This window comes from Acidobacteriota bacterium (assembly GCA_004299485.1).
GTDB lineage: Bacteria > Acidobacteriota > Terriglobia > Terriglobales > SCQP01 > SCQP01.
This window is the reverse complement of sequence record SCQP01000014.1, coordinates 261,676-286,321: the sequence shown is the minus strand read 5'-3', so window position 1 is coordinate 286,321 and position 24,646 is coordinate 261,676. Positions and strand designations below refer to the sequence as shown.

Sequence of the window (24,646 nt, the reverse complement as noted above, 5' to 3'; positions counted from 1 at the left end):
TTTTAGTTTTCAGTCACCAGTTCTCCGTTCTGTTCGTGCCGCTCAGTGAAGCCCGCAGGCGAGCCTGCAGTGACTGAAAACTGAAGACTGAGAACTGACGACTACCGCTATTGCCGCGCGTGCGGCATCTGCGTTACTTTCCCATTTTCCGCATCCAGAATCGAAATCCGGTTCGCCACCAGTGTGCGGCCGGTCAGCCGCTCGAGGTTGACCTTGTTCTGGATATAGGCGCTCTGCGCGCTCACCAGCTTGCTTTCGGCATCGGTAAGATTGCTTTGATCGGTCAACACCTGCGTCACCGTGGTCGCGCCCAGGTTCAGTTTTTTCTGATCGGCCTCCAGCGTTTCCCGGTTCAGGGTCACCGCATCCTGGGCTGCCAGGATCTGGGCGCGGCTGGATTGCAGCGCGAATTGCGCCTGCTCGACGCTGATGACGATGTTGTTGATCTGCTGCTGCTGCTGTAAATAGGACTGCTGCAGTTGCAACTGGGCACGCGCCACGTCGGCCTGGGCGGCGTGATTGCGCAGGGGAATCTGCAGGCTGAAGCCTGCCTGGTAGGTGGGAAAGCGGCCGCGGAAAATATCCCCAAACGTGCCGCCATAACTGCTCTGCAGGGCGTTGGAGTTGTAGCCCAAATTGAGATTCAGGATCGGTTTGAGTTCATTCTCGGTGGCTTTCAGGCTCATCTCCGAAATGCTCAGGTTAATGCGGGTTGCCGCCAGCTCCGGACGATACTGGAGCGCCAGCTTCACCAGATCTTGCACCGGTTGGATGGGCTGATTCGCCGGGAGCGAGATGCGATTGATCGTGACCACATCGGCGCCGGCCAGCGCCGGATTTGCCAGGTTCTTGGTGATTGCGTTCTTCAGCAGCAGCCCGTTGAATTCCAGGTTGGTCTGGGCCGCGATCAGGTTCCCCTGGTTAGTCGCCAGGTTCGCCTTGGCTTGCGTGACCTGCAAGGGCGCCATGGTTCCGATTTCGACTTGGCGTTGGGTGTCACCGAGCGTCTTTTGCGCCAGCGCCACCGCCTCCTGGGCGTTTTTGACCGACTCGTTCGCGGTCACTACGTTCCAGTAAATATCCTCAACCTGCGCCACCGTCGCCATCACTTGCTGCGAAAAGGCAATGTCGGCAATTTCGCGGTCATCCTTGGCTTGTGTCAGATTCCGGCTGTTGAGCTCTATGCCAAATCCCTGCAGCAGGGGTTGGCTGAAGGAGAACGTCAGGCCGGAACTGTACTGTGGGTTGAATAAGTTACTGAAGGAGCTCTCACTGCTGCTGCGGGTGTTGGTATAACCAACGCTCAACGCGGCTCCGGTCAGGAAGCCCTGGTCGTAGGTGAAATTCGCCAGGCCCGAGTGACTTTGAATCGACGGTAACCCGGTCAGGCTGGTGATGAATTTGGAGTTGGACGGCGTGACTTGATCCACCACGTTAAAATTGGCATCCAGCACGGGATCGAGTTGCGGCACCGCCGGGCCACCGCCCAGCGTCGAGGTCACAATGCCGCCCGCGCCCGCCCCGGCGCCGCCCGCGCCCACGCTGGTGCCGCCGGCGCCGGCACCGCCCGCGCCGGCCACGCCCGTGGTCGCGCCCGGCCCGCCGGGTGTGCCGCTGACTACGCCGGTGGAGACACCGCGCGGCGCCGAGCCCGCTTTGGCGCGCAGGATGTCTGTATCCGCAATGGGCAGGTTGTAGCGTTGGATGGCGATGTCGAGGTTATTCTCCAGCGCCAGCGCAATAGCGTCATCCAGCGACAGATACAGCTTGCCATCGTGCACCAGTGACAGTACGCGCGGGCTGTTGGTCAACTGCAGCGGCGCTACCGCAATCGGTTTTTGGCCAAACAGGGTTTGGGTCCAGGGGCGGCCCACCGCGAAGTTGATGCCTTCCGGGTTGACATCAATTTTGTGAGCCTGGCCGAGTGCCGGGAGTGTCCCCACCAGGAGAAGGCCGAGCGAGGGGAAGAGAAGCTTGCGGATCGTCATGAGTGTCCCGTAACCGATACGAAATGCTCGCCCTGTGTGTTTCATGCAGGGGAAATTAGAATATAGCAGCAATGTCTGACCCGCCCGAACTGCGGACGATTCGCCTGCGCCTGGCTTACGATGGCAGCGGCTTTCATGGCTGGCAGGTCCAGCCGGGCTTGCTCACCGTGCAGCAAGCCCTGAGTGATGCGGTTTGCACCGTGACCGGCGAGCAGGTCATTGTCCACGGCTCGGGACGAACTGACGCCGGCGTTCACGCGCTCGGTCAGGTGGCCCACCTGCGTCTGCGCTGCCGCTTGCCTGTGGAGAATCTGCAACGCGCATTGAATGCGCGGCTGCCCGCGAGCGTGCGTGTGCTGGAAGTGAGCGAGGCGGCGTTGGACTTCCATGCCCGTCATGCCGCATCGAACAAGCTGTATCGCTATCGCATCTACCGCGAGGAGGTTTGTCCACCGTTTCTGGCCCGCTATGTCTACCATCATCCGTATCCGCTCGATGAGACCGCAATGATCGCAGCCGCGCCGGCCTGGCAGGGGCGGCACGATTTCCGTTCCTTCGCCGCCACGCCCGAAAAGGGCGCAGCCGCGCCGGCCTCCACCGTGCGCACCATCCGCCGCTCCGCGCTCGTCCGCGAGGGCGCGGAGTTGGTCTACGAAATTGAAGGTCAGGGTTTCCTGCATCACATGGTGCGCAATATTGTGGGCTTTCTGCTGGAGATTGGCCGCGGCGCCCGCCGTGGCGACGAAATAGGCGCAGTTTTGGCGGCGTGCTCGCGGGCTGCAGCCGGGCCCACCGCCCCGGCGCAGGGGCTCTACCTGGTGCGGGTGGATTATGGAGAGAAGGGATAATGCACCCACAATTTCATAACGATCTCCGCGCCCCGCGTGTGACATTGCCCCAGTCGGCCGGCGCCGCGGCCGTACGCCTCCGCAGCGACGCAGATTTGGCGTTGGCCTGCCGGAGGCTGCAATCCTGGGAGCAGTGGATTCAGAAACGCCAGTTGGAGGTCACCGCGATCGCCGCGCCCACCGGCTTCGAGGCAGCGCGCGCAGAGTGGATGCGGGCACAATTTGCGGGTCTTGGCCTGGCCGTGAGCATTGACGCGGTGGGCAACGTGCTTGCCCAGCGCGCCGGCGCTGATTCCGGCCGGCCGGTCGTCGCCGTGAGCGCTCATCTGGATACCGCCTTCCCCCCGGGTACGGCGGTGCGGCCGGAACGCCGCGACGGCCGGCTTTGGGGCCCCGGGATTTGTGACAACGGCGCTGGCCTGGCGGCGCTGCTGGCTCTGGCCCGCTGTTGGCAGGAGATGGTTACGCATGACCACGCCTCCCTCTTGTTTGTCGCCACCGTGGGAGAAGAGGGCGAGGGCGATTTGCGCGGCATGCGGCATCTGTTCCGGCCCGGCACCCGCTGGGCCAGCCGCATCGCCTGGACCCTGGTGCTCGACGGACCCGGCACAGCCCAAATCACCGCAGCAGCCTTGCCCAGCCTGCGCCTCCGCGCGGTGCTGGAGGGGCCGGGTGGCCATAGCTGGTCGGACGCGGGGCGCGCCAGCGCGCTCCATGCCGCCGTGCGCGCCGGGGCAGCGCTGCTGGCGCAGGTGCAATCTGAACCGGGCGAGCTTGCTTGTAATCTCGGCTGTCTGCGCGGCGGCAGCGCGGTCAACGCCATTGCCGCTCAGGCGGAGTGCAAAATCGACTTGCGCGCGCGCGATGCCACCCGTCTGCGCCAACTCGATCAGGCTGTCCGCCGCGCCTTCGCGGCCGGCGTGGAGCAGGAAAACGCCGCCGCTCGTGCCGGCCGTGTGCAGGCACGGATCGAGCGCATCGGTGCGCGTCCCGGCGGCGAGCTTGCGCCCGATGCTCCGCTCCTGGGCCTGGTGCGCGAAGTCGACGCCGCGCTGGGTATCGTTTCCCAGATTCAGTGCGCCTCGACCGATGCCAACATCCCGATCGCTCAGGGCCGCCAGGCGTTGCGGCTCGGGACCGGTGGCACAGCGGGCGGAATCCACACCCTCGAGGAGTGGTACGATCCTGCCGGCCGCGCGCTGGCGCTGCGGCGCCTGCTCTGGATTCTGGCAGAACTGGCCGGGGCAGAATTTGCTCTGCGCAGCGCGCAGCCCTGCTTGCCTGCCGGCTGAATCATGAGCGCCGTGGCCACCATGCAAGTAAGCCACAAGCGGCGGCAGGCTGTGGCCGATGCCGCCCTGTTGGCGATCACCTTCATCTGGGGCGTGACCTTCCCGCTCGTCAAAGCTGCCCTGCCGGCCACCAACGCGGTTAGCTTTGTCGCGGTGCGCCTTAGTCTTGCCGCCGCGCTGCTGGTGCTGTTCTACCGGCCCCGCTGGCGTCTCATTCCCGCACACACCTGGACCGCCGGGGCGATTGTGGGTTTCTTTCTCGCGAGCGGCTACACGCTGCAGACGGCCGGTTTGGCCCTCACCTCACCCTCCGCTGCCGCCTTCATCACCGGCACGATGGTCGTGCTGGTGCCGATTTTACTCGCGGTGTTCTGGCGCCGTGGCTTGCGTCCAACCGCGTGGGCGGGCGCGTTGCTGGCTTTGGCAGGTCTGTATCTGTTGGTGGCGGTGCCCACGGGTGCGATCACGGCTGCCGCGCGCGCCGGCGCCTGGCGCGGCGATGCCCTGGTGGCCGCCTCTGCGGTCGCCTTTGCGCTTCAGATTATCTGGGTTGGCGAGTGGTCGCCACGGGCGAACTTCCGCGATTTTGTCGTGCTGCAAATCGTGTTTGCGGCACTCTTTAGCTGGGCCGCGTTGCCCATGGGCAATTCCTGGCAGTGGCACAACACCCTCTACCTCTGGGTTACCATTGCCATCACCGCGGTGCTGGCCACCGCGGTCGCCTTCACGGTCCAGACCTGGGCACAGCAGTTCACACCTGCGACTCATGCGGCGGTTATATTTGCAGCCGAACCCGTCTTTGCCTGGCTCGCCAGCACGCTCGGCTGGCATGAACCGCTGCAGTCCATCCAGTTGGCCGGCGCGGCGCTGATTGTCGCGGCCATGGTGCTGGTCGAATGGCGTCCCAAGCCGGTCTGAGGGGATCAGGCCTCCGGACGCCGTTCCGCATCGAGCAGGTCTTCCCACAGGCTGCGGTGGGAAATCCAGTGGAATAGGGGCGCGCGGCTGCCGGAAACGTGTACGTCTGGCACATTGAGCCGCCCGTGGCCATAAGTGCAGATGTACTCGGTGTGTGGTACGCCGTCGCGCATCACCCGGCCGTAATTGCCTTCCGCCACCGGCATCCGCAGCTTGCGTACGCAGACCCGGCAGCGATAGACCTGATCTACCGCACTCCACCAGCCCAGCAAAAAAGCAATGAATCCCACCACAAAGACCGCAAGCGTGTATCCCAAATCGCTGCCCAGGCGCGGGTATCCGGCCAGCAGACCGCCCGGCGCGGGTGGCATCACCCAGCCCGCCACCGTCCACACCCCCACCACGATCAGCGCCGCAATCGCAAGCTTCACCGCCAGCCACAGCCAGTACCGGGTATGCCGCATCACTCCCTTAGACGCCACCAACGGGGATTTGGTCCCGTGTCCAAGCATTGGCGGAAGCGCATCGGAGTCGAACCGATCCAACGCCCAATGGACGCCGCACTGGTTTTGAAGACCAGGGCAGCCACCCGGCCACATGCGCTTCCGTTTTAAATTGTAGCGAAGCAGCGGAGCTGGGGCACAGGAGACCCCAGCGGAGCGGACTAATGGCCAAAGAGAGCGGGGCAAACGACGCTGTGCGTCGTTTGCGGGCGAAGCCCGGCTGGGCGCCCGCGATGAATCGGCAGAGCCCTCCACCGCCCCTGGCCCCTGGCCCCTGATCCCTGTACCCTTTATTCATGCCCACCAGCCTGGCTGTGCGCGTCGACCTCACCGCCGACCCGGCCGCCGCGGCCTCCGGCCTGGAGCGCCTTTTGGCGATTGCGCCAGGCGAGGTCCGCGAGGCGCTCCATCAGGATCGCGGCCTGGCGCAGGCGCTGGTGACCCTTCTCGCCGGCAGTGAGTACCTGACCGAGGCGCTGCTGCGCTACCCGGAATGGTTGCTCTGGCTGGCGGCCGAACGCGACCGTCCCGGGCGCGCCGCTGACGAGTGGGCCGCTTCGTTGGCCACGTTTACGGCCCCGCTTCCGGTTGCGGAACGCTCCCGCGGCCTCGTGCGCTTTAAACGCCGCGAGTACCTGCGCATTGCGCTGCGTGATTTGCAGGGCCTCGCGGGCCTAGCGGAAACCACGCGCGAGCTGAGCGATCTCGCCGATGCCGTGTTGCAGCAGGCCTACGTCTGGTCCTGGAACGAGCTGGTAGGGCAATGGGGTACCCCCCGCACCAGTACCGGTGCAGGTGCCGATATGGCGGTGCTGGCGCTGGGAAAACTGGGCGGTGCCGAGTTGAACTACAGCTCCGATATTGACCTCATGTTTGCCTATGCGGGAGAGGGGCGAACTGCGGGTGGCCCCGCAAGTCTCACGAACGCCGAGTTTTTCACCCGCCTCGCGCAAATCCTGGTGCGCTACCTCTCACAATCCACGCTGGAGGGCGCGGCCTATCGCGTCGACCTGCGCTTGCGTCCCGGTGGGCGGGAAGGCGAGCTGGTCCAGTCGCTGCCCCAACTGCAGCGCTATTACCACACCGAGGCGCGCGAGTGGGAGCTGCAGATGCTGGTGCGGGCACGCGGCGCCGCCGGGTCGCGCGAGCTCGCCGACCAGATGCTTGCGGCGGCTTCGAGCACGATCTATCCCTCACCTCCCGAGCAAGCACGCATCGCCGAGGGTGTGCGCGCCTCGCGTCAGGCCATCAGTGCGCATTTGCGCCACTCCCGCGCTATCGGCCGGCGGCGTAACGAAGTGGACGTGAAGCTCGATGCCGGGGGCATTCGCGATATCGAGTTCCTGACGCAATACTGGCAGCGGCTGCATGGTGGCCAGGACACGTGGGTGCGTAACGGCCATACCTTACAGGCGCTGCAACGCCTGCACGACGCCGGTCGCATCAGCGGAACGGAATGGCAAGTCCTGGCTGCGGCCTACACTTTGTTGCGGCATACAGAACACCGGCTGCAATTGTGGCTGGGCCAGCAAACCCACACCTTGCCCACACGTGCCGAGCGGTTGAGGGCCCTTTCCCGAAGTCTCCATGTTCCCAATGCAGGGCTAGCTGTGGCAGCGCAAATGGGTTCCGTCCGGGCCCTCTACGCTCACTACCTGGATCGCGCGGTGGCGCCGGCCGTGCCCTCAGACCCCGTGGCCGCGTCTCAGCCCTGGCCCGCCGGCGTGCGCTTCAGTTCGCATGGCGAGCGCCAGGTGCGCCGTCTGGAGCGGAGCTTGGCCACCTGGCCCGACGGCATCCGCGACTGGGCGCAATTGCCCGCCGTTGCCCTCCAGCAAGCGGCGCTGCTTTTGGAGACCAGCGACTGGGCGGCGGAAGTTCTGATCCGGCGGCCCATGCTGGCGCAGGCGTTCGGTCAGGCATCGGCCCCCGCGCCGCTGCCGGCTTCCACCCTGAACCAGAGCATGATTGCGCTGCGCTATTGGCAACAAGCCGAGTTGCTGCGCCTGCTCGCACGGGAGTGGAGCGAAAAGTCGGATATCAGCGCCAGCCTGGCTGCGCAGACACGCCTGGCGGAAGCAGCCTTGCGCGCCGGTCTCGCCATGGCCGCCACCACGCTCCCGCCCGCGCCCAGTCTGGCGATTCTCGGCCTAGGGCGCCTGGGACTCGGGGAACTCGACCTTCTATCCGATGTCGATGTTGTTTTCGTCGCTGCCTCCGAGGAGCGCGAAGCCGCCGCGGTACTCGCGGTCCGCTGGATTGAGGTCATGACCGCCTATACCCAGGCTGGTGCCCTCTACCCAGTCGATGTGCGCTTGCGTCCCGGTGGCCGGGAAGGCGAGCTGGTCCAGACCCCCGCCAGCCTCGCGCGCTACTTTGAGCAAAAAGCGAGCGTGTGGGAAGCCCTGAGCTATCTCAAGGCGCGGCAGGTGGCCGGCGACAAAGCGACCGGCAACACTACCCTGGCTGGAATCCAGGAGGCTCTGCGGCGGCGCTTTCCGGAGGAGGTATCCGTGGCTGAAATCAAGGTGTTGCGCCAACGCATCGAACAGGAAGGCCATCCCGGCAATTGGGGCCTCAAAACCGTTCCCGGTGGCTACTATGATGCTGATTTTGTTCTCTCCCGGAAATTGTTGTCCTCCGGCCGTTCAACCCCGGCCGCTGACGGCCTCGCCGGCTGGGCGCAGGCACTGGACGAAGCCGAAGTCGCCGGACTGGTATCGTATTTGCGTGCGGCTGACCACGCCCTACGCGTCGCTACCGGCAAAGCCGGCGCTGCCGTTCCAGCTTCCGGCGCTTCCATCGAACGCGCCTGGGCCTGGTTGGAGCGTATGCATCCGGACTTGCCCACGGCCGCGCGCAGCGCGGCGACCGTGCCGGAACGCATCGCCGCGGTGCGCCGCCGCATGCGTAAAATCTATCAGGGTGTTCTAGGGTGAAATTTCTTTTTCCGCTACTATATTGGGTTGGGCTCATTCTGGCGCTAATCGGAGTTGCTATGCGCATCTGGGTGGGCTCACTGAGTTGGGGCCTGGGTCTGGCCGTGATTGGTGTGCTGCTGCTGCTTGGCGCTCGCGTAGGGCAGACGTTGCAGCATCACCTCCGGCGTGAAGGGCAGAGCTCAGGCGGCCGTGGCCGTTGACCGTAAGAGGAGATTCATGCGCAGCTACAACGGATCTGAGGTGCCGCGCGGCGAAGCCGTGCAGGCAGACAAAGGCCACTTCCTCGTGCCGGACCATCCCGTCATCCCATATATCGAGGGTGATGGCATCGGCCCTGACATCTGGCGGGCTACCCAGCCGGTTCTGGATAACGCCGTCGAGTTAAGCTACGGCGGCAATCGCCAGATCGCCTGGTTTGAGGTGTTCGCAGGCGAGAAGGCCTTTCAGCGCTTTGGCGAATGGCTGCCGGAAGATACCGTCCAGGCGGCGCGTGATTTCCGCATCGCCATCAAAGGTCCCCTGACCACGCCGGTGGGCGGCGGCATTCGCAGTCTGAACGTCACCATCCGCCAGAAGATGGATCTGTACGCCTGCGTCCGCCCCGTAAAGTACTACCCCGGCGTGCCCTCACCGGTTAAAGATCCCGACGCCGTCAATGTCATCATCTACCGCGAAAACACCGAAGACGTGTACGCCGGCATCGAGTTCAAGCAGGGCACCCCCGAAGCCGCCGCACTGATTCAGTTCTTGCACGAAAAATTCGGCAAGGATGTCCGAGCCGACTCCGGCGTCGGCATTAAGCCCATATCGGTGACCGGCTCCAAGCGCCTCGTGCGCCAGGCGATCCGCCATGCCCTCGAGCAAAAACACAGCGTCGTGACACTGGTTCACAAGGGCAATATTCAGAAATTCACCGAAGGCGCCTTCCGCGACTGGGGCTACGAAGTCGCCACTCAGGAGTTCCGCGAACACTGCGTCACGGAAGCCGAGCTGGGCCAGGCGCCCTATAACGGCAAGTTGCCGGCGGGCAAAATTCTGGTCAATGACCGCATCGCCGATTCCATGTTCCAGCAAATCCTGTTGCGGCCGCGCGACTACCAGGTCATCTGCACCACCAACCTGAACGGCGACTATCTGTCCGATGCCTGCGCGGCGCAGGTCGGCGGCCTGGGGCTGGCGCCGGGCGCCAACGTCAGCGAAGAGTACGCCTTTTTTGAGGCCACCCACGGCACCGCGCCCAAATACGCCAACCAGGACGTGATCAACCCCAGTTCGCTGATTCTGAGCGGTGTGATGATGCTCGACACCATGGGCTGGCACGAAGCCGCGCGGCTGGTGGAAAACGGCCTGGCCGAAGCCATCCAGCAGAAGCGGGTGACCTACGATCTGGCGCGCCAGATGCAGGGCGCAACCAAGCTGAAGACGAGCGAATTCGCTGCCGCCATTGTGGCCAACATGCGGAGAAGCTAAAGGAACAAGGGAAAAGGGAAGAGGGAAAAGGGAGGAGTCTAGAGAATGCGTAAGAAGATTACCGTGGTCGGGGCCGGCAACGTCGGTGCCACGACCGCTCATTGGCTGGCCATCCGCGAGATGGCGGACGTGGTGCTGGTCGATATCGCCGAAGGCATGCCCCAGGGCAAAGCGCTTGACCTGCGCGAAGCCACGCCCATCATCGGCAAGGATGTGGCCATCACCGGCGCCAACGACTACGCCGCCACCGCCAACTCCGACATCGTCATCATCACCGCCGGCCTGGCTCGCAAGCCGGGCATGAGCCGCGACGATCTGCTCAAGAAAAATTTTGACGTCATCAAGAGCTGCGTCGAAAACGCCGTGGCGCAGTCGCCCAACAGCATCCTGATTCTGGTGACCAACCCGCTCGATGCCATGGCGCAAACTGCCTACAAGGTGAGCAAGTTCAGCCGCAATCGCGTCATCGGCATGGCGGGCGTGCTCGATTCCGCCCGCTTCGCCACCTTCATTGCCATGGAGCTGGATGTTTCCGTCGAAGACGTCAACGCTTTCGTGCTCGGCGGCCACGGCGACACGATGGTGCCGCTGCCGCGCTATACCACCGTGGCCGGCATCCCCATCACCGAGCTGATGGATGCGGCCACCATCGAGAAGCTGGTGCAGCGCACGCGCAAAGGTGGCGGCGAAATCGTCGCCCTGCTCAAGACCGGCAGCGCCTTCTATGCGCCCTCGGCCGCAGCCGTGCAGATGGCCGAGGCCATCCTGAAAGATAAGAAGCGCATCCTGCCCTGTGCGGCCTACCTCGAAGGCGAATATGGCATCAAGGGTCTGTTTGTCGGCGTGCCCTGCAAGCTGGGCGCGCGCGGCATTGAAAAGGTCATCGAAGTCAAGCTGAGCGTGGACGAGCAAGCCGCGCTTCAAAAATCTGCGGATTCTGTCCGCGAACTGGTTGCTGTGATCGGAGTCTAACCATGAACCCAGTCGAACGCCCCAAAGCCACCACCATGAAAGGCAACCCGCTCACCCTCGTGGGCCCGGTGCGCAAAGCCGGCGATAAGCTGCCGGACTTCACCCTGGTGGACAATTCCCTCAAGCCGGTGACCGCGGCCGATACCGCCGGCAAGGTGCGCATCTTCAGCGTTGTGCCCTCGCTCGATACCCCGGTCTGCGACCTACAGACCAAGCGCTTCAACGAAGAGGCGGGCAAATTCGGCGACAAGGTCAAGGTCTACACCGTCAGCGCCGACCTGCCCTTTGCGCAGAAGCGCTGGTGCGGCGCCGCCAATGCGACCAACGTGCAGACCCTGTCGGACTACCAGACCGGCTCGTTCGGCCAGGCCATGGGCACCTTCATCAAGGAGCTGCACCTGGAATCGCGCGCCGTCTTCGTGGTCGACGGCGGTGGCACCATCCGCTACGCCGAATACGTTCCCGAAATCGGCGAGCACCCCCAGTACGACGCCGCTCTCGCGGTAGCGAAGTCGCTGCTGAACTAGCGGCTCAGCGGGTCAGCGTATCAGCGGTTTCGCGGCGCACCCTATGGCTGTCCGCGCGGCTGAGCCGCTGAATCGCTGATCCGCTAGTTTTTTACCTCGATCCTCACATTGTGCAGGATGGGTGGATACTGCGGCCGGTCCTTGTATCCGGCCTTGCGCGGCCCGGTGGAGAGCGCCTTGGCCACATCCATGCCTGCCACGATCTGCCCGATGATGAGGAACCCCTCCTTGTCAAGCTGCGGCACCGGCTCCAGGGTAAAAAAGATCTCGGCGCCGCGCGAGGTGGTTTCGCCGGGAATCTGCGCCAGCGCCATGCGCCCCGCCTGCTGGAAGGTGAGATTGTTTTTCTCGAGGGGAAGCTGGTAGCCGGTCGTGCCGGTGCCGTCATTCAGCAGATCGCCGGTTTGGATCATGTAGCCCGGTATCGTCCGGAAAAACAGTAGATTGCGGTAGAACGGCGCCGACGAGAGCATGCCGGTCAGCGGATTCTTGTACGGTTGCTTACCCTCCGCCAGCGCGACAAAGTTGGCGACCGCCTTGGGCGCCTGCTTGGGGTAGAGCTGTGCGGTAAACGAACCCTTGCTGGTCAAAAACACCGCGTACGTGCCCGGCCTGAGCCGGACCGGCGCCGCGGCTTTCCTGGCCGCAGAACGGTGTTGTGCGCTGAGTGTGAGCGCGCACGCAAGCGCTGCGAATAACGTGACAACCGTGCGGGGCAGGGAACTGCGAGAGGTACGCATCGGGGGTCTCCTTAGGAATTCGCCCCGATTATAGATCCTCTACTCACTCCGTAGGCATGGTATCGAGACTGAAGCCTTCCGGCGAGACGCGGATGAGCAGCCGGCTGAGCGGATACCCGGCAGCCACCTCTTTGCGCACCACCGGCTGTAAAATCTGCATGAACTCATCGTCATCGGCGCCGAAGGTCACGAGGAAGTTGCGATTGGGAATCGCAACCAGAAGTTCATCCGTATGCAGCAGCTCCGCCGCCCGCTCCTGGAACTGCGGCGCCAGCACGAAGGCGGCCTTGTGGCCATGCGCCATCTCGACGTGGAAGGCGCGAATGGTGTCCTGAATCGTCCAGGCGACAACCGTGGCTTCGTTCCAAAGCCGCTCCAGGTTTTCCATGGCCGCCGCAAGCACGCATTCTTCCGGAATCTGCCAGGTCTGCAAATGCTCGGGCGTGATCCAGATATCGAAATCGCTGCACGTCAGCACATAGCCCACTTCACCAGCCAACGGGTAAAACAGCGGCTTCTGTTGCCGCTTCACCAGGCCGGAAGTAAGCAGCTTGGGGAACAGCAGCGGCCGCGCCGTTTCCCAGTCTGCGGGAACGCGGTGTTCGATCGTCCCCACCACACGCGTCAGGTAAGTGTCCATGTCGAAGCGCTCGCCGTTCTGGCAAAACGCCGCCCAGGCGCGGCTCAGCCGCAGCCGGTGTGCCGTCGGCCGCCCCGAAGGCGACCGCAAAATGGCGATCTCCAGTTGCCCTGCTTTGAGGAATCGGGCTTGCGGATACAAATGCTGCAAACGCAGCAGCGCACTCGCCTCGAATTCGTCGCGCGTCATTGCCCTGATGATAACAAGATTCCGCGGGCGGCGACCAGCGCCCGCCGTTACGAGGTAGTGTCGCTGGGATCGACGCGCGCCAGTCGGAACACCTCCGCAAGGGCAGGGCTTGGGCCACATCTTCGCGCTACGGCGGGCCGCCATCGCTGGAAATTCCGTCTACGGCGCCGCGCGGCAATTCGGGCCCCGGTGCCTCCCCACAACCGCGATCGAGCGGCGGTGCTTCCCGGGTCTATACTCCACTCATGCTCGATCTTGGCAGTCTGGCTAAAGCCGTTAGCGCCCTCGATGCAGTGCTGGCCAAAAGTGAAGATTCCACTTTCATGCGCACCCTGGACGCCACTGCGCGCAATGCGGTGCGCGCCGGTGTCATTCAGCACTTCGAATTTACCTACGAGCTATGCTGGAAATTTATGAAGCGCTGGCTGGGATCGAACCTTTCTCCCTCCGCGGTCGATGGCATATCCCGCCGCCAACTCTTCCGCCTCGCTGCGGAAAACCATCTCATCACCGAGATCGAGCCTTGGATGCGTTATCACGCTGGGCGCAATCTGGTGGCACATACCTATATTCCCGAAGTTGCGGCACAGGTGTACGAGCTCATCCCCGCTTTCGCCGCTAATGCCGCCGCACTCCTGCGGGCATTGGAGCAGCGCAATGATTGACCTGACGTCGGAACAGTTGGCCACCGTCCGTGCCTTGGTTGCCCAGTTCCTTGGGGGCCGGGAAGTGCGCGCCTTTGGGTCCCGTGTTCGCGGGCAGTCGCGCCCCTACTCCGATCTCGACCTCGCCGTCTATGGTCTGGAGCCTCTGAGCGCGGACACTCTGCGCCTTCTCCAGGAAGCCTTTGAAGATTCCACGCTCCCATTTCGAGTAGACATCGTCGATGCCTGCCGCCTCTCGCCCACCTTCCTCCGCCTGATGGGCGCCGACACCGAACTCGTCCAACCAGCCACCGCGGCAAGTCAGTGCGAGGCAACCAGCCGCAGTTGAATCGGTCGCTGCAGCCGTACGGTGAGATGGCTGCCGGGATTGAGCACCAGGTGCCGCCGCCGCACCAGCCAGATGCCCACGGCCACCGCCGCGCCCAAGCCGGCCCCTACCATCGCGCCTTGCCCGCCAGCCAGTACGGCACCGCCGATGAATCCGCCCACGCCGCCGATTTCGGTGTGATGAACGTCGGAGGCGAGCATTCCGCGCGGTTCGCGCAGCATGCCTTCGGTATCCACGCGCGCCGCCGAATGAGCATCATCCTGGATCACTTCGGCACTGATCGTATAGCGCTGACCACTGGGCAACACCAGCATGTCCGGCTTGAGTAGTAGTTCCGATTGGCTCACCGCCGGCCGCGCATCCTGCACATGCATCACGTGACCTTCGAGAATCGCCCCCGAGGGAATCACCTCCTGGCCACGGTAGTAAACCGGCGTCATCACGCGCGCCGCAAATCCGTCACCCACGGTGGTGTACTGGGTGTTGAGTTGAGTTTCCAGTTGCAATGCAATCGGCGTGCCCTGCGGCACAACCAGGGCCGCCGTGCTTGCCGCGCTCACCGGAATTGCCGGCGCTGGCCGGGCCGCCAGCTTGGGCGCCAGCGTGGGCACTGGAGCGGCGGCGGCGAAACTCCCGGATTCGTCCCCAGGCTTATCCGGTGGGGGTGCGACGAAGGCTGGTACGGCATTTGGCGTTGGGCTTACCTCCTGCCTGGCCGCGGTGGGCGGCGGCGTGTTCATCTGCCGCGCTGCCGTGCTGCCGGCGAGCGGGATGTCGCTGACCTTGGGTACGGGCGCCGCGGATTGCGCCGCCGCGGCCAGCGTCAGGAGACTGGCGAGCGCGACGGCGGTGGGGAGCAGGCTCAAACGCTTCATGCCCTCAGCATAGCCGTGGCTTCCGCAGGCTCTTGCGAAAATTCGGGGCACGACTCGCAGGAGTAAACCGGCGCACCGCAGGGTTGTCATCGGCTCAGTGCAAAGCGTATCCTGAGATTTCGCCTTTCGCATCTGCAAGGAGACAACTGCGTGACGACAATTGATGTGCCGTTGGAGCGCGTGAACCAGCGCGGCTTCGGGGAAACGGGACGCACGGACAACTGGTGGGTCACCCCGCTGGTGGTCTTCCTGGGCTTGGGCGCATTTGTGGTGTACTCCACTTGGGCGGCGTTCCAGGGTGATTTCTTCCGCTTTGGCCCCTACTTGTCCCCCATGTACTCGCCGGTGCTACTCGAGACGCGGCCGGACTGGTGGCCCTTCTGGGTTCCCTTTTCCGCCTCACTCGTGATCCTTTGGGCGCCGGGCTTGTTTCGGGTCACCTGCTACTACTACCGCGGCGCCTACTACAAGGCTTTCTGGGCGGATCCGCCCTCCTGTGCCGTGGGCGAACCGCGCAAGTCCTACTGGGGCGAGCGCCGGTTCCCTCTGATCCTGCAAAACGTCCACCGCTACTTCATGTACATTGCGCTGCTCTTCCTGGTCATCCTCGCGCACGACGCCTGGAACGCGCTCTGGTGGACGGTAAATGGCCACGTCGAGTTCCAGTTGCGCGTCGGCACGCTGGTGATGATCATCGATCCCATCCTGCTGGCCGGTTACACCTTTGGTTGCCACGCCCTGCGCCACCTGGTCGGTGGCAGCAAAGACGTGAAGAGCGCGGCGCGCCACAAGGTCTATGACTGCGTTTCCTGCCTCACCGGCGTGCATATGCGCTGGGCTTGGGCCAGTCTGGTCTTCGTGGCCTTTACCGATATCTACATTCGCCTCTGTGCCATGGGCATCTGGCACGACATCGTCATCTGGAGACCGGGACACTAACCAACATGCCAGGCTATACAACTCACGAATACGACGTCCTTGTGGTTGGCGCTGGCGGCGCCGGCCTGCGTGCCGCCATTGAAGCCTCGGCGGCAGGCGCCAAAGTCGGCGTCGTCACCAAGTCGCTACTGGGCAAGGCTCACACCGTCATGGCCGAAGGCGGTATGGCCGCCTCGCTGGGCAATGTCGATGACCGCGACAACTGGCGCGTGCATTTTGCCGACACCGAGCGCGGCGGCTACTACCTCAACAATTGGCGCATGGCCGAACTCCACGCCAAGGAAGCGCCCGCGCGGGTGAGAGAGCTGGAACAGTGGGGCGCGATTTTCGACCGCACCAAAGCCGGCCTGATCATGCAGCGCAACTTCGGGGGCCATCGTTATCCCCGCCTGGCGCACGTGGGCGACCGCACCGGCCTGGAAATGATCCGCACCCTGCAGGACCACGGCATTCATCAGGGCATCGACTTCCACATGGAAACCACGCTGCTGACGCTGCTCATGGACGGCAACCGCTGCGTGGGCGGCTTTGGCTATGAGCGCGAGCGTGGCCGCTACATGCTGTTTTTGGCGAAGGCCGTCGTGCTGGCTACCGGCGGCATCGGCCGCGCCTATCTGGTCACCACCAACAGTTGGGAGTACACCGGCGACGGTCAGGCGCTGGCCTGGCGCGCCGGCGCCGCCATGCGCGACGTCGAGTTTGTGCAGTTTCACCCCACCGGAATGGTCTGGCCGCCCAGCGTGCGCGGCATCCTGGTCACCGAAGGCGTGCGCGGCGAAGGCGGCGTGCTGCGCAACAGCGAAGGCAAGCGCTTTCTGTTCGACGACATTCCCGCGAACTACCGGAGCTCCACCGCCGACAACCCCGAAGAAGGCTGGCGCTATGTCATCGGCGACAAAAACTCCCGCCGGCCGCCCGAGCTGCTCACCCGCGACCACGTCGCCCGCTGCATCCGTCGCGAAGTGCTTGCCGGCCGCGGCAGTCCCCATGGCGGCGTGTTCCTTGACATCTCCTGGATCAAGGAAAAATTGCCCAACTCCGTCGAGCACATCAAGCGCAAGCTGCCCAGCATGTATCACCAGTTCAAGCAACTGGCAGATTTGGACATCACGCAACAACCGATGGAGGTCGGCCCCACCACGCACTACTTCATGGGCGGCATTCAGGTCGATGGCGACACCCAAATGACCAGCGTGGACGGTCTGTACGCCGCCGGCGAGTGTGCCGCTGGTTTGCACGGTGCCAACCGGCTGGGCGGCAACTCGCTTTCGGATTTGCTCGTATTCGGCAAGCGGGCCGGCGAGCACGCGGCTGCCTTTGCCAAGGACCATGCTGGCTCCGGCGAGGCCGCCGTGAAAGATCAGATTGACGCCGCCATCGCTGGCGCTGAAGCTCCCTTTGAGCGCGGCGTAACTGGCGAGAATCCCTACGCTTTACAGCAGGAGCTGAAGGAAACCATGCAGAAGTGGGTGGGCATCGTGCGCACCGCCGTGGAAATGGAACAGGCGCTCGATAAGATTGCCGAGCTGCGTCAGCGTGCCGAAAACGTAGGCGTGCCCGGCAACAAGGAATACAACAACGGCTGGCACACGGCGCTCGATCTCAGCAATCTGCTGACCGTGGCCGAACTGGTGACGCGGGCCGGGCTGGAGCGCACCGAAAGCCGGGGCGGCCACTTCCGCGAGGATTACCCCTCCAAAGAGAAGGCCTGGGACGGCATCAACCTGGAGTTCCGGCGTGGACCTGGTGGTGAGCCGCAATTGCGCAAGCTCACGGTTCCCCCCATGCCGGAAGACTTACAAAAAGCAATCGAGGAGAATAAGTAGAGATGGCCTCGGCAACCCAATCCATGCCTCCGCAGACGAACGGAAATGCAAACTCCACCGGCGTAGCCGAGCCCAAAACGGCGACGTTCCGCATCTGGCGGGGCCATGACAACCAGGGCGAGTACGTCAACTTCACCACCGAGGTGGAGGAGGGCATGGTGGTCCTGGACGTGGTGCATCACATTCAGGCAACTCAGGCTCCCGATCTCGCCGTCCGCTGGAACTGCAAGGCGGGCAAATGCGGCTCCTGCTCGGCGGAAATCAACGGCCATCTCAAACTCATGTGCATGACCCGGCTCAATTCCCTTGACCTCACCCAGCCGGTCACCATCGAGCCCATGCGGACCTTCCCCCACGTCAAGGACCTGGTCACCGACGTTTCCTGGAACTACCGCGTGAAGGAGCAGATCCAGCCCTTCCAGCTCAAGCCCCCGGAGAAGGATGGCACCTGGCGTGAAATGCAGAGGGATGTGGACCGCCCGCAGGAGTTCCGCAAGTGCATCGAGTGCTTCCTCTGTCAGGACGTCTGCCACGTCCTGCGCGAGCACAAGCTCTTCCCGGAATACATCGGCCCCCGCTTCCTGATCCACGTCGCGCAGTTGGAGTTCAACCCGCTCGATGAGGGCGATCGTCTCAAAGAGCTAAAGGATGACTACAACATCGGCTACTGCAACATCAACAAATGCTGCACCAAGGTCTGCCCGGAGGGGATCCAAATCACCGATAACGCCATCATCCCCCTCAAGGAGCGCGTGGTCAGCCGCTTCTACGACCCCTTGGCAAAGTTCAAGAACTCCTTTAAGAAAAAGTAGGTTCGTCCTGTGGACATTGCCTTCAACGGTCGACCGGTTACCGTGCAGGCGGCGACCGTTGCGGAGCTGCTCCGGGAAATGGCCATCCCGGCGGTTCGTGTCGCCGTCGAGCGCAACCGCGAACTGGTTCCTCGCCGCCTCTGGGAGCAAACGCCCGTGCGCGCCGGCGACGCTATCGAGGTGGTGCAGATGGTCGGGGGTGGAGACGGCGGATGCGGGCCACGTCCTGAAACATCCGCAGGCTGTCGCTGAACAGGTGAATCTTGGCGCCGGGCGCATGCGACCACACCACCGGCACTTCCTCGATCCGGAAGCCCATCCGCCGTGCCAGGAATAGGAGTTCCGGGTCAAAGCCCCAGCCTTCGATCTTTTGCAACGGGAAAATGGCTTCGGCGCTGGCGCGGGTAAAGAGTTTGAAGCCGCACTGCGTATCGACGTAGGGTAGTCCCAGCCCCCAGCGCACGATCTTATTGAAGGCGCGGCCCGCATTCTCCCGGAAAACCGACTGGTGCGAGCGGATCAAATCCCGCTGCCGCCGGCTGCCCATGGCGAGGTCCGCGCCCGCGTCGAGCGCTGCCTCCAGTTTGCCCAACTCGCTGATGGGCGCCGACAGATCGGCGTCGGTAAACAGCCGCCGCTCGCCCATGGCCGCACCCATGCCCCGGCGCACGCTGTAGCCTTTGCCCTGGTTGCTCTCGTTGCGCAACCGTCGCCAGGTGATCGACCGGCTTACCGGCCAGGGCAGGGAACCGGTGGCATCGCTCGAGCCGTCGTCGACCACGATAATTTCTACGTGGCGTGCGGGCTGTTCGCCGAAATATGCGGCTAGCGCCGCCAGCGTGGCCGGCAACCGCAGCGCCTCATTGAAGGCGGGAATGACAATGCTGAGCGACTCAGGCAAGCATCCAGCTTACGCTACGCCCGCGGCCCTGCGCCATTGCCCACCTGGCGCAAAAAAACGTCCAGAATATCTTTGTCCCACCAGTGCCGGCTCGCTTCCTCCAGCAACGTGGCCTTGGCTTGCTCGTGCGGCCAAGCCGACTTATACGGCCGCGCGGTCGTGAGGGCGTCGTACGCGTCCACCACCTGCAGCACCCGCGCCAGCAGCGGGATCTGTTCGCCCGCAAGGTGATCCGGATAGCCCCCTCCGTTCCAGTGCTCATGATGATGGCGGATGATCGGCAGCACACGGCTGAAGCTATGCAGCGGCCGGCAAATCTGCTCGCCCGTCTCCGGATGCCGCCGCATGATCCCCATTTCCTCGGCATCGAGCGGGCCGGGTTTGCGCAAGATCGCATCCGGTACGGCGATCTTGCCGATGTCGTGCAGCACTCCCGCCCGCCGCAGCGCCACGATGTCCTCGCCGCCCAGTCCCAGCGCCTGCCCTAAATTGGCGGCGTAATTCGACAGCCGGTGGCAATGGCCTTCCGTATAGGGATCGCGTGCTTCCACTCCCAGCGCCAGCGAGAACAGCACCGTCTCCGCGTTTTCCAGTTCATCCGTGAACTGCTTGAGTTTCAGCAGGCTCTTCACGCGCGCAAACAGCTCGGGCGGATCCACCGGTTTATTCAGAAAATCATCGGCTCCCGCTTCGATGCCCCTCAGCTTGGAATCCCGGTCCGCCAACCCGGTAATGAGAATGACCGGAATCAGCCGGGTGGCAGGATTTTCCTTGAGTTCGCGGCACAGTTCAATCCCGCTCACGCCCGGCATGATCACATCCAACAAAATGATGTCGGGCGGCTCCGCGCTGATCTGCTGCCTGGCTTCCGCGGCGTTCGCCGCCGTGGTCACCGCGTAGTGGCGCTGCGCCAGCATTTCCTGGGTCAGCAGGCGATTGCTGGCGTCGTCATCGACTACGAGAACCTGAAATTCACGCGCAGTATTGCTGAGCTGGTTAGGCATGGACTACTGCTTAGATGACCGCGCGGGTTTTAGGCTGCAATGCCGGACCCTGCCGGGCTGGGGCTCACGGGGCCCCCAGCCCGGCCGAGGGTCAAGCGGGTGGCGTGGCGCAGCCACGCCAGGCCCCGCGCCAGTCATCCGAGCCGAAAGACACAGACCGCCCGGCCGCAGGCCGCCTGTTCCGGGGGCGCCGGGGCCGCGGCTTCCGGGGCCACAGCCAGGATTTGCCCGGACTCCAGCAGCCCCAGCAAGGCGGCACCGATGGCAGCCTCCGAGTGCCGTTCCTCGTAATGGCCGCCGGCCACCGTATTCAGCAGGGTGACGATGGCAACGTAGTCCACGGGCTCGCCGCTATGCGCCGCCAGCAACTGCACGATCTCCTGCGCCGTCGTCACTACTCGCCGATCAGAATCGCCGCCGACAGCACCGTCGTCCACAGGCCGCGCTTGTCGCCGACGGCCGACTGGCTGATGTTAATGGTGCGCACGATCTTGTTGGAGATGCGGTAGATCTCCTTCTTCTCGTCCCAGGAGCGGTCCGGGTCAAACTCCACGTCGAGCGTGGTGGCGAGCATTTCGGCCGCCAGTTCTTCCGCGTATTCGCCGGCCTGTTGTTCGGTCTCGCCGAAGGAATGGTGCTCCGACAAGTAGCCGTACGCATTGCGATCCCCGGGCAGCGCCAGTCCGATCGAGGCGGCAATCAACCGGTGCGGCTCGCGGGTCGAGTTTTCGCTCAGCACCGCAAACACCACTTCGCCCGGGCTCAGCTCTTTCAGTCCCGTCGCGCGCGGCGTCAGCTTGCAGCGCGGCGGAAAAATGCTGGACACACGCACCAGGTTAAAGGCGGCGATGCCGGCATCGCGCAACGCCAGCTCGAAGCTGGTCAAGCGCTCGCGGTGCTTGCCCACGCCTTTGGTGAGGAAGATCTTCTTGGCGATCATGGATGCGGATGCAAACTCTCGGGAATTTCAAAACTAACACAGATCCGGCCGTCCGATTAAAAAAATCCCGGTCACGCTACAATGCCAGCCATGGCCTCCGTCAACCTTCCCTTGGGCGGCGAATTTGCGCTCGGTGCACTCGGCCAAATTGCCGTCAATGCGCGCAACCTGCCGCGAGCCACCACCTTCTATCGCGATATTCTTCGCCTGCCGTTTCTGTTCGCCGCAGGCAATCTGGCCTTCTTTGATGCCGGCGGCGTGCGCCTCATGCTGGACGTCGCTGAGCAGGCCGAATTGGACCACCCCAGCTCTATTCTCTACTTCCGCGTGCCCGACATTCGCGCCGGCTACCAGGCGCTGGTCGAGCGTGGCGTCCGCTTCCTCGAACCTCCCAAGCTCATCGCTCGCCTCGAACACCATGAGGTCTGGATGGCTTTCTTCCGCGATTCCGAGGCCAACCTGCTGGCTCTCATGGCCGAACAGCCACTCACGGCCTAAAACCGCCACATCGGCCAGCGGTTCAGCGATCCAGCGGGTCAGCCGGCGCCATCGGTGCCTCTGCGGGTGCCGCGCTCGGACGACAAGCTGAGCCGCCGCTTAGCGCTGCGCTGCAGCCTGGGACGCCAGCAAGAGCTCGGCCAACTCCAGATCCGCCGGCGTAGTGATCTTCCAGTTGCGTGCCGAGCCCGCCACCACATACACGGTTTCGCCCAGATGTTCGATCAGCGAGGCTTCGTCGGTCGCGTAGAAGCCGTCGGCGTGCGCCTTGTCGAAGCCCCGCCGCAGCAGCCCCAGCCGGAAAATCTGCGGCGTCTGGGCGAGTACGATGCGCTCGCGCGGCAGCGTCGCCGCTACCTGAATATCTTCGGCGCCCACCCGCTCGACTTGTTTGACCGTGTCCACCGCCGCCACGCCCACAATCACCGCCGCATGCTGCTCGGCCGCGGCGAGAGCGGCGAGCAGGACAGGCGGCGGCAGGAAGGGCCGCACGGCGTCATGGACCGCGACCAGGACTTCATCACCGCTGGCGCCGAGATCCTGGGTCAATCGCTCGACCGCATTCCAGACCGAATCCTGCCGTGCCCGCCCGCCTTCCAGCACGCGCACCGGCGTAGCGAGCTTTTCCGCCTGCACCCGCGCTTCCACCAACTCGCGGTCCTCTGGACGCACCGGCACCAGGATGCCGGCAAACGCATGGCTGGCGTCAAAGCACCGCAGGGTATGGATCAGGATGGGGGCACCCGCGATCTCCGCCATCTGCTTGCGCGCCTGTCCATGGGTGGTCGAGCCCATCCGGGTGCTCAGTCCGGCCGCGGGAATGATGGCGTAGGCGGCAGCCATGGTGCTAGGAAACCTGCCCTACTTCTGCCGCTGCGGGGCGGCCGAAAATCATCTTGCCGGCCGTGGTCTGCAGCACCGAGGTCACGGTGATTTCGATGTTATGGGAAATCAGCCGGCGCGCGTGATCCACCACCACCATGGTGCCGTCGTCGAGGTAGGCAACCCCCTGATCGGGTTCCTTGCCTTCTTTCACGATGAACACCCGCAACCCCTCCCCCGCCAGCACCACCGGCTTGAGCGTGTTTGCCAGCTCGTGAATATTTAGTACTTGTACCCGCTGCAGTTGCGCCATCTTGCCGAGATTGCCGTCGTTGGTGATCAGCTTGCATTCGAAGCGCCGGGCCAGTTCGATCAGCTTGAGGTCGACCTCGCGCACGTGCGGAACATCGTCCTCGATTATGCGCACCTCTACCGACGTCAGCTTCTGCATCCGCTGCAACACTTCGAGACCCCGCCGGCCGCGATTGCGCTTGCTCGGGTCCGCCGAATCGGCCACCAACTGCAGCTCATGCAACACGAACTGCGGCACCAGCAGCGATCCGTCCAGAAAACCGGTCGCGGCAATGTCGGCGATCCGGCCGTCAATAATGACGCTAGTGTCTAGCAACTTGGCGCTGCGGCGCGGGTTGGCGCCGCTGAACAATCCGCCCAGCGCCGTCAGATTCAGTAGCTCGCCCTTCTCGGCTCCCACAATCAATCCGATATACCCCATCACCAGCAAGATAACTACGTTTGCATACGAGGCGGTGTGTTGCTCAAACCCCGCAGCGGAAACCACCCACGACACTAAAAACGCGCCCACAATGCCGAGCAGCGAACCAATCGCCGCTCCCAGCAGACGCTTGAAGCTCGACCGGTTCAACCGGATTTCAAACAGGATGATGACCCCTGCTATACAGGCGCCCACCACCGCGCCCCAAGCGGGCTGCAATTCGAACGGCTTGAGGTACGCGGCGGCGCCGGCCAGCGTCAGCACCAGGGCAATCCGAATGAAAAGCAGGTCGTACACGGCTTTATAAGCTTACAGCTTGCAGCTTACAGCTTACCGTGTTGTGAGCCGGTTCGCAGGGGTCGCACGGTTGGGCTAAGACTCTGGTTCCTCGGCGGCAGGCAAGGGTTCGGCGGCCGCTGAGCCCACAGGCTTGGGCTGTAAGGGGGTGTCATCCGCACGGAAGGCGGTGGCGAGATGGTTCAGCAGAAATTTCACCGCCGCGCGCGCATCCGCCGAAGGGTCGTTTTTCCAGTGAAAGATGGCGTTGGCCAGCACCTGCTGGCCGCGCACAAAGTCATCCCGTTGCCGCCGCCGTTTGTCGAAACCACGGCGCCGCTGTTTGATGTTCAGCACTTCACCCATGCACGCCTTTGGATGTAGTTCCATGCGCTATCGTTGGATGAGCCCGCCCGCCATCAGGGCGCAAGGCATAATCAGTAAGATTCAACATGGAACTCTCCCCTGGCCGTGTTCTCGCGCTCGATTTGGGTCAGCGCCGCATTGGCCTCGCCCTCAGCGATCCACTCGGCATTAGCGCGCAGGGCCTTCCCACCCTCCAACGCCAGCGCTTCGGAGAAGATATGGCCGCGCTCGCCGCTCTGGCGCAACAGCATCAAGTCAAGCTTTGGCTCATAGGTTTGCCCCGTCATATGAGCGGTGAGGAAGGCCGCCAGGCCCAGGCTGCCCGTCGTTTTGGCGCTGCCCTCACGCGCCACACCGGCGTGCCCGTCCAATTCTGGGATGAGCGCCTGACTACAGTCGAGGCCCAGCGTGTTCTTACTGAAGCCGGGGCCAGCCTGTCCACGCGCCAGCGCGCGATCGACCGCCTCTCGGCCGTCGTTCTGCTCCAGTCTTATCTGGACGCGCAGCGTCAGTCTGGCGGCAACTTGGAGGAGCCCTGAGCGCCAGCAGGCAGACCATGCCGGGAATCGAAGCCCGCACTCCAAGCGACCAACGGGAGCGACCGGGGCAAAAAGTGGCGAGCCACCGCTATA

27 protein-coding genes are annotated in these 24,646 nt (G+C 63.8%); 15 read left to right on the top strand and 12 right to left on the bottom strand.

Annotated features, from left to right (window positions below; translation table 11 throughout):
• Positions 1-107 precede the first annotated feature (107 nt).
• Positions 108-2,033: a TolC family protein gene (locus EPN33_10210; GenBank protein ID TAN22018.1), complete on the bottom strand. Its 1,926-nt coding sequence runs from the start codon at positions 2,031-2,033 to the stop codon at positions 108-110.
• Between the two features lie 26 nt (positions 2,034-2,059).
• Here EPN33_10210 and truA point away from each other — a divergent pair, with 26 nt between their 5' ends.
• Genes truA through EPN33_10195 form a run of 3 tightly spaced genes read left to right on the top strand, consistent with a single transcriptional unit; the run spans position 2,060 to position 5,046 of the window.
• Positions 2,060-2,836, top strand: a complete 777-nt coding sequence (gene truA, locus EPN33_10205) for a tRNA pseudouridine(38-40) synthase TruA (GenBank protein TAN22017.1) — start codon at positions 2,060-2,062, stop codon at positions 2,834-2,836.
• Positions 2,836-4,128: a M20/M25/M40 family metallo-hydrolase gene (locus EPN33_10200; protein TAN22016.1), complete on the top strand. Its 1,293-nt coding sequence runs from the start codon at positions 2,836-2,838 to the stop codon at positions 4,126-4,128. The genes truA and EPN33_10200 overlap by 1 nt, the downstream gene beginning before the upstream one ends.
• 3 nt (positions 4,129-4,131) lie before the next feature.
• Positions 4,132-5,046: a DMT family transporter gene (locus EPN33_10195; GenBank protein ID TAN22015.1), complete on the top strand. Its 915-nt coding sequence runs from the start codon at positions 4,132-4,134 to the stop codon at positions 5,044-5,046.
• A gap of 5 nt (positions 5,047-5,051) precedes the next feature.
• Here the strand turns inward: EPN33_10195 and EPN33_10190 are convergent, their stop codons facing one another.
• On the bottom strand, positions 5,052-5,510 hold the full coding sequence (locus EPN33_10190) for a hypothetical protein (protein TAN22014.1): 459 nt from the start codon (positions 5,508-5,510) through the stop codon (positions 5,052-5,054).
• 335 nt (positions 5,511-5,845) lie between these two features.
• Here EPN33_10190 and EPN33_10185 point away from each other — a divergent pair, with 335 nt between their 5' ends.
• The 4 genes from EPN33_10185 to EPN33_10170 all read left to right on the top strand — a co-directional run bounded on the left by EPN33_10185 (position 5,846) and on the right by EPN33_10170 (position 11,460).
• Positions 5,846-8,488, top strand: a complete 2,643-nt coding sequence (locus tag EPN33_10185) for a hypothetical protein (protein ID TAN22013.1) — start codon at positions 5,846-5,848, stop codon at positions 8,486-8,488.
• Between the two features lie 219 nt (positions 8,489-8,707).
• On the top strand, positions 8,708-9,961 hold the full coding sequence (icd, locus tag EPN33_10180; GenBank protein ID TAN22012.1) for an isocitrate dehydrogenase (NADP(+)): 1,254 nt from the start codon (positions 8,708-8,710) through the stop codon (positions 9,959-9,961).
• A 45-nt stretch (positions 9,962-10,006) separates the two neighbouring features.
• Positions 10,007-10,933, top strand: a complete 927-nt coding sequence (mdh, locus tag EPN33_10175) for a malate dehydrogenase (GenBank protein ID TAN22011.1) — start codon at positions 10,007-10,009, stop codon at positions 10,931-10,933.
• 2 nt (positions 10,934-10,935) lie between these two features.
• Entirely contained in the window at positions 10,936-11,460 is a 525-nt protein-coding gene (locus EPN33_10170; protein ID TAN22010.1) for a thiol peroxidase, read from the top strand.
• Between the two features lie 83 nt (positions 11,461-11,543).
• Here EPN33_10170 and EPN33_10165 read toward each other — a convergent pair whose 3' ends face one another.
• On the bottom strand, positions 11,544-12,200 hold the full coding sequence (locus tag EPN33_10165) for a peptidylprolyl isomerase (protein ID TAN22009.1): 657 nt from the start codon (positions 12,198-12,200) through the stop codon (positions 11,544-11,546).
• A gap of 43 nt (positions 12,201-12,243) precedes the next feature.
• Complete coding sequence (locus tag EPN33_10160) at positions 12,244-13,029, bottom strand: hypothetical protein (protein TAN22008.1); 786 nt, start codon at positions 13,027-13,029, stop codon at positions 12,244-12,246.
• Between the two features lie 245 nt (positions 13,030-13,274).
• Here EPN33_10160 and EPN33_10155 point away from each other — a divergent pair, with 245 nt between their 5' ends.
• Both EPN33_10155 and EPN33_10150 read left to right on the top strand, forming a co-directional pair.
• Positions 13,275-13,694 carry a nucleotidyltransferase gene (locus tag EPN33_10155; GenBank protein TAN22007.1) on the top strand — a complete coding sequence of 140 codons (420 nt, stop codon included), beginning with the start codon at positions 13,275-13,277 and terminating at the stop codon, positions 13,692-13,694.
• Positions 13,687-14,022, top strand: a complete 336-nt coding sequence (locus EPN33_10150) for a nucleotidyltransferase domain-containing protein (GenBank protein ID TAN22006.1) — start codon at positions 13,687-13,689, stop codon at positions 14,020-14,022. Before EPN33_10155 ends, EPN33_10150 begins: the two co-directional genes overlap by 8 nt.
• Here EPN33_10150 and EPN33_10145 read toward each other — a convergent pair.
• The gene (locus EPN33_10145; GenBank protein ID TAN22005.1) at positions 13,995-14,897 is read right to left on the bottom strand and encodes a hypothetical protein; all 903 of its coding nucleotides are present in this window, start codon (positions 14,895-14,897) and stop codon (positions 13,995-13,997) included. The two genes, EPN33_10150 and EPN33_10145, sit on opposite strands and share 28 nt — an antisense overlap.
• Before the next feature lie 150 nt (positions 14,898-15,047).
• Here EPN33_10145 and EPN33_10140 point away from each other — a divergent pair, with 150 nt between their 5' ends.
• From EPN33_10140 to thiS, 4 genes are read left to right on the top strand one after another with little or no spacing between them, the layout of a single operon-like run.
• Complete coding sequence (locus EPN33_10140) at positions 15,048-15,836, top strand: succinate dehydrogenase (protein TAN22004.1); 789 nt, start codon at positions 15,048-15,050, stop codon at positions 15,834-15,836.
• Positions 15,837-15,841: 5 nt separating this feature from the next.
• Complete coding sequence (locus EPN33_10135; protein ID TAN22003.1) at positions 15,842-17,662, top strand: fumarate reductase/succinate dehydrogenase flavoprotein subunit; 1,821 nt, start codon at positions 15,842-15,844, stop codon at positions 17,660-17,662.
• 23 nt (positions 17,663-17,685) lie between these two features.
• Entirely contained in the window at positions 17,686-18,474 is a 789-nt protein-coding gene (locus EPN33_10130) for a succinate dehydrogenase/fumarate reductase iron-sulfur subunit (protein ID TAN22165.1), read from the top strand.
• A gap of 9 nt (positions 18,475-18,483) precedes the next feature.
• Entirely contained in the window at positions 18,484-18,726 is a 243-nt protein-coding gene (gene thiS / locus EPN33_10125) for a sulfur carrier protein ThiS (GenBank protein ID TAN22002.1), read from the top strand.
• Here the strand turns inward: thiS and EPN33_10120 are convergent.
• The 4 genes from EPN33_10120 to EPN33_10105 all read right to left on the bottom strand — a co-directional run bounded on the left by EPN33_10120 (position 18,647) and on the right by EPN33_10105 (position 21,319).
• Positions 18,647-19,375: a glycosyltransferase family 2 protein gene (locus tag EPN33_10120; protein ID TAN22001.1), complete on the bottom strand. Its 729-nt coding sequence runs from the start codon at positions 19,373-19,375 to the stop codon at positions 18,647-18,649. The genes thiS and EPN33_10120 overlap by 80 nt on opposite strands.
• 14 nt (positions 19,376-19,389) lie before the next feature.
• Positions 19,390-20,379, bottom strand: a complete 990-nt coding sequence (locus EPN33_10115; GenBank protein ID TAN22000.1) for a response regulator — start codon at positions 20,377-20,379, stop codon at positions 19,390-19,392.
• 134 nt (positions 20,380-20,513) lie between these two features.
• Positions 20,514-20,774 carry a hypothetical protein gene (locus EPN33_10110; GenBank protein TAN21999.1) on the bottom strand — a complete coding sequence of 87 codons (261 nt, stop codon included), beginning with the start codon at positions 20,772-20,774 and terminating at the stop codon, positions 20,514-20,516.
• The gene (locus tag EPN33_10105) at positions 20,774-21,319 is read right to left on the bottom strand and encodes an arginine decarboxylase, pyruvoyl-dependent (protein TAN21998.1); all 546 of its coding nucleotides are present in this window, start codon (positions 21,317-21,319) and stop codon (positions 20,774-20,776) included. The genes EPN33_10110 and EPN33_10105 overlap by 1 nt, the downstream gene beginning before the upstream one ends.
• Before the next feature lie 90 nt (positions 21,320-21,409).
• On the opposite strand from EPN33_10105, the gene EPN33_10100 reads away from it, so the two are divergent.
• Positions 21,410-21,817, top strand: a complete 408-nt coding sequence (locus EPN33_10100; GenBank protein ID TAN21997.1) for a VOC family protein — start codon at positions 21,410-21,412, stop codon at positions 21,815-21,817.
• Positions 21,818-21,916: 99 nt separating this feature from the next.
• Here the strand turns inward: EPN33_10100 and ispD are convergent, their stop codons facing one another.
• The 3 genes from ispD to EPN33_10085 form a co-directional block, all read right to left on the bottom strand.
• On the bottom strand, positions 21,917-22,660 hold the full coding sequence (gene ispD / locus EPN33_10095; protein TAN21996.1) for a 2-C-methyl-D-erythritol 4-phosphate cytidylyltransferase: 744 nt from the start codon (positions 22,658-22,660) through the stop codon (positions 21,917-21,919).
• Between the two features lie 4 nt (positions 22,661-22,664).
• The gene (locus EPN33_10090) at positions 22,665-23,669 is read right to left on the bottom strand and encodes a PIN domain nuclease (protein ID TAN21995.1); all 1,005 of its coding nucleotides are present in this window, start codon (positions 23,667-23,669) and stop codon (positions 22,665-22,667) included.
• A 75-nt stretch (positions 23,670-23,744) separates the two neighbouring features.
• A complete protein-coding gene (locus tag EPN33_10085) occupies positions 23,745-24,038 on the bottom strand; it encodes a hypothetical protein (GenBank protein TAN21994.1) in 294 nt (97 codons plus the stop codon).
• Positions 24,039-24,100: 62 nt separating this feature from the next.
• Between EPN33_10085 and ruvX the strand changes: the two genes are divergently transcribed.
• Complete coding sequence (gene ruvX, locus EPN33_10080; GenBank protein ID TAN21993.1) at positions 24,101-24,553, top strand: Holliday junction resolvase RuvX; 453 nt, start codon at positions 24,101-24,103, stop codon at positions 24,551-24,553.
• Positions 24,554-24,646 lie beyond the last annotated feature (93 nt).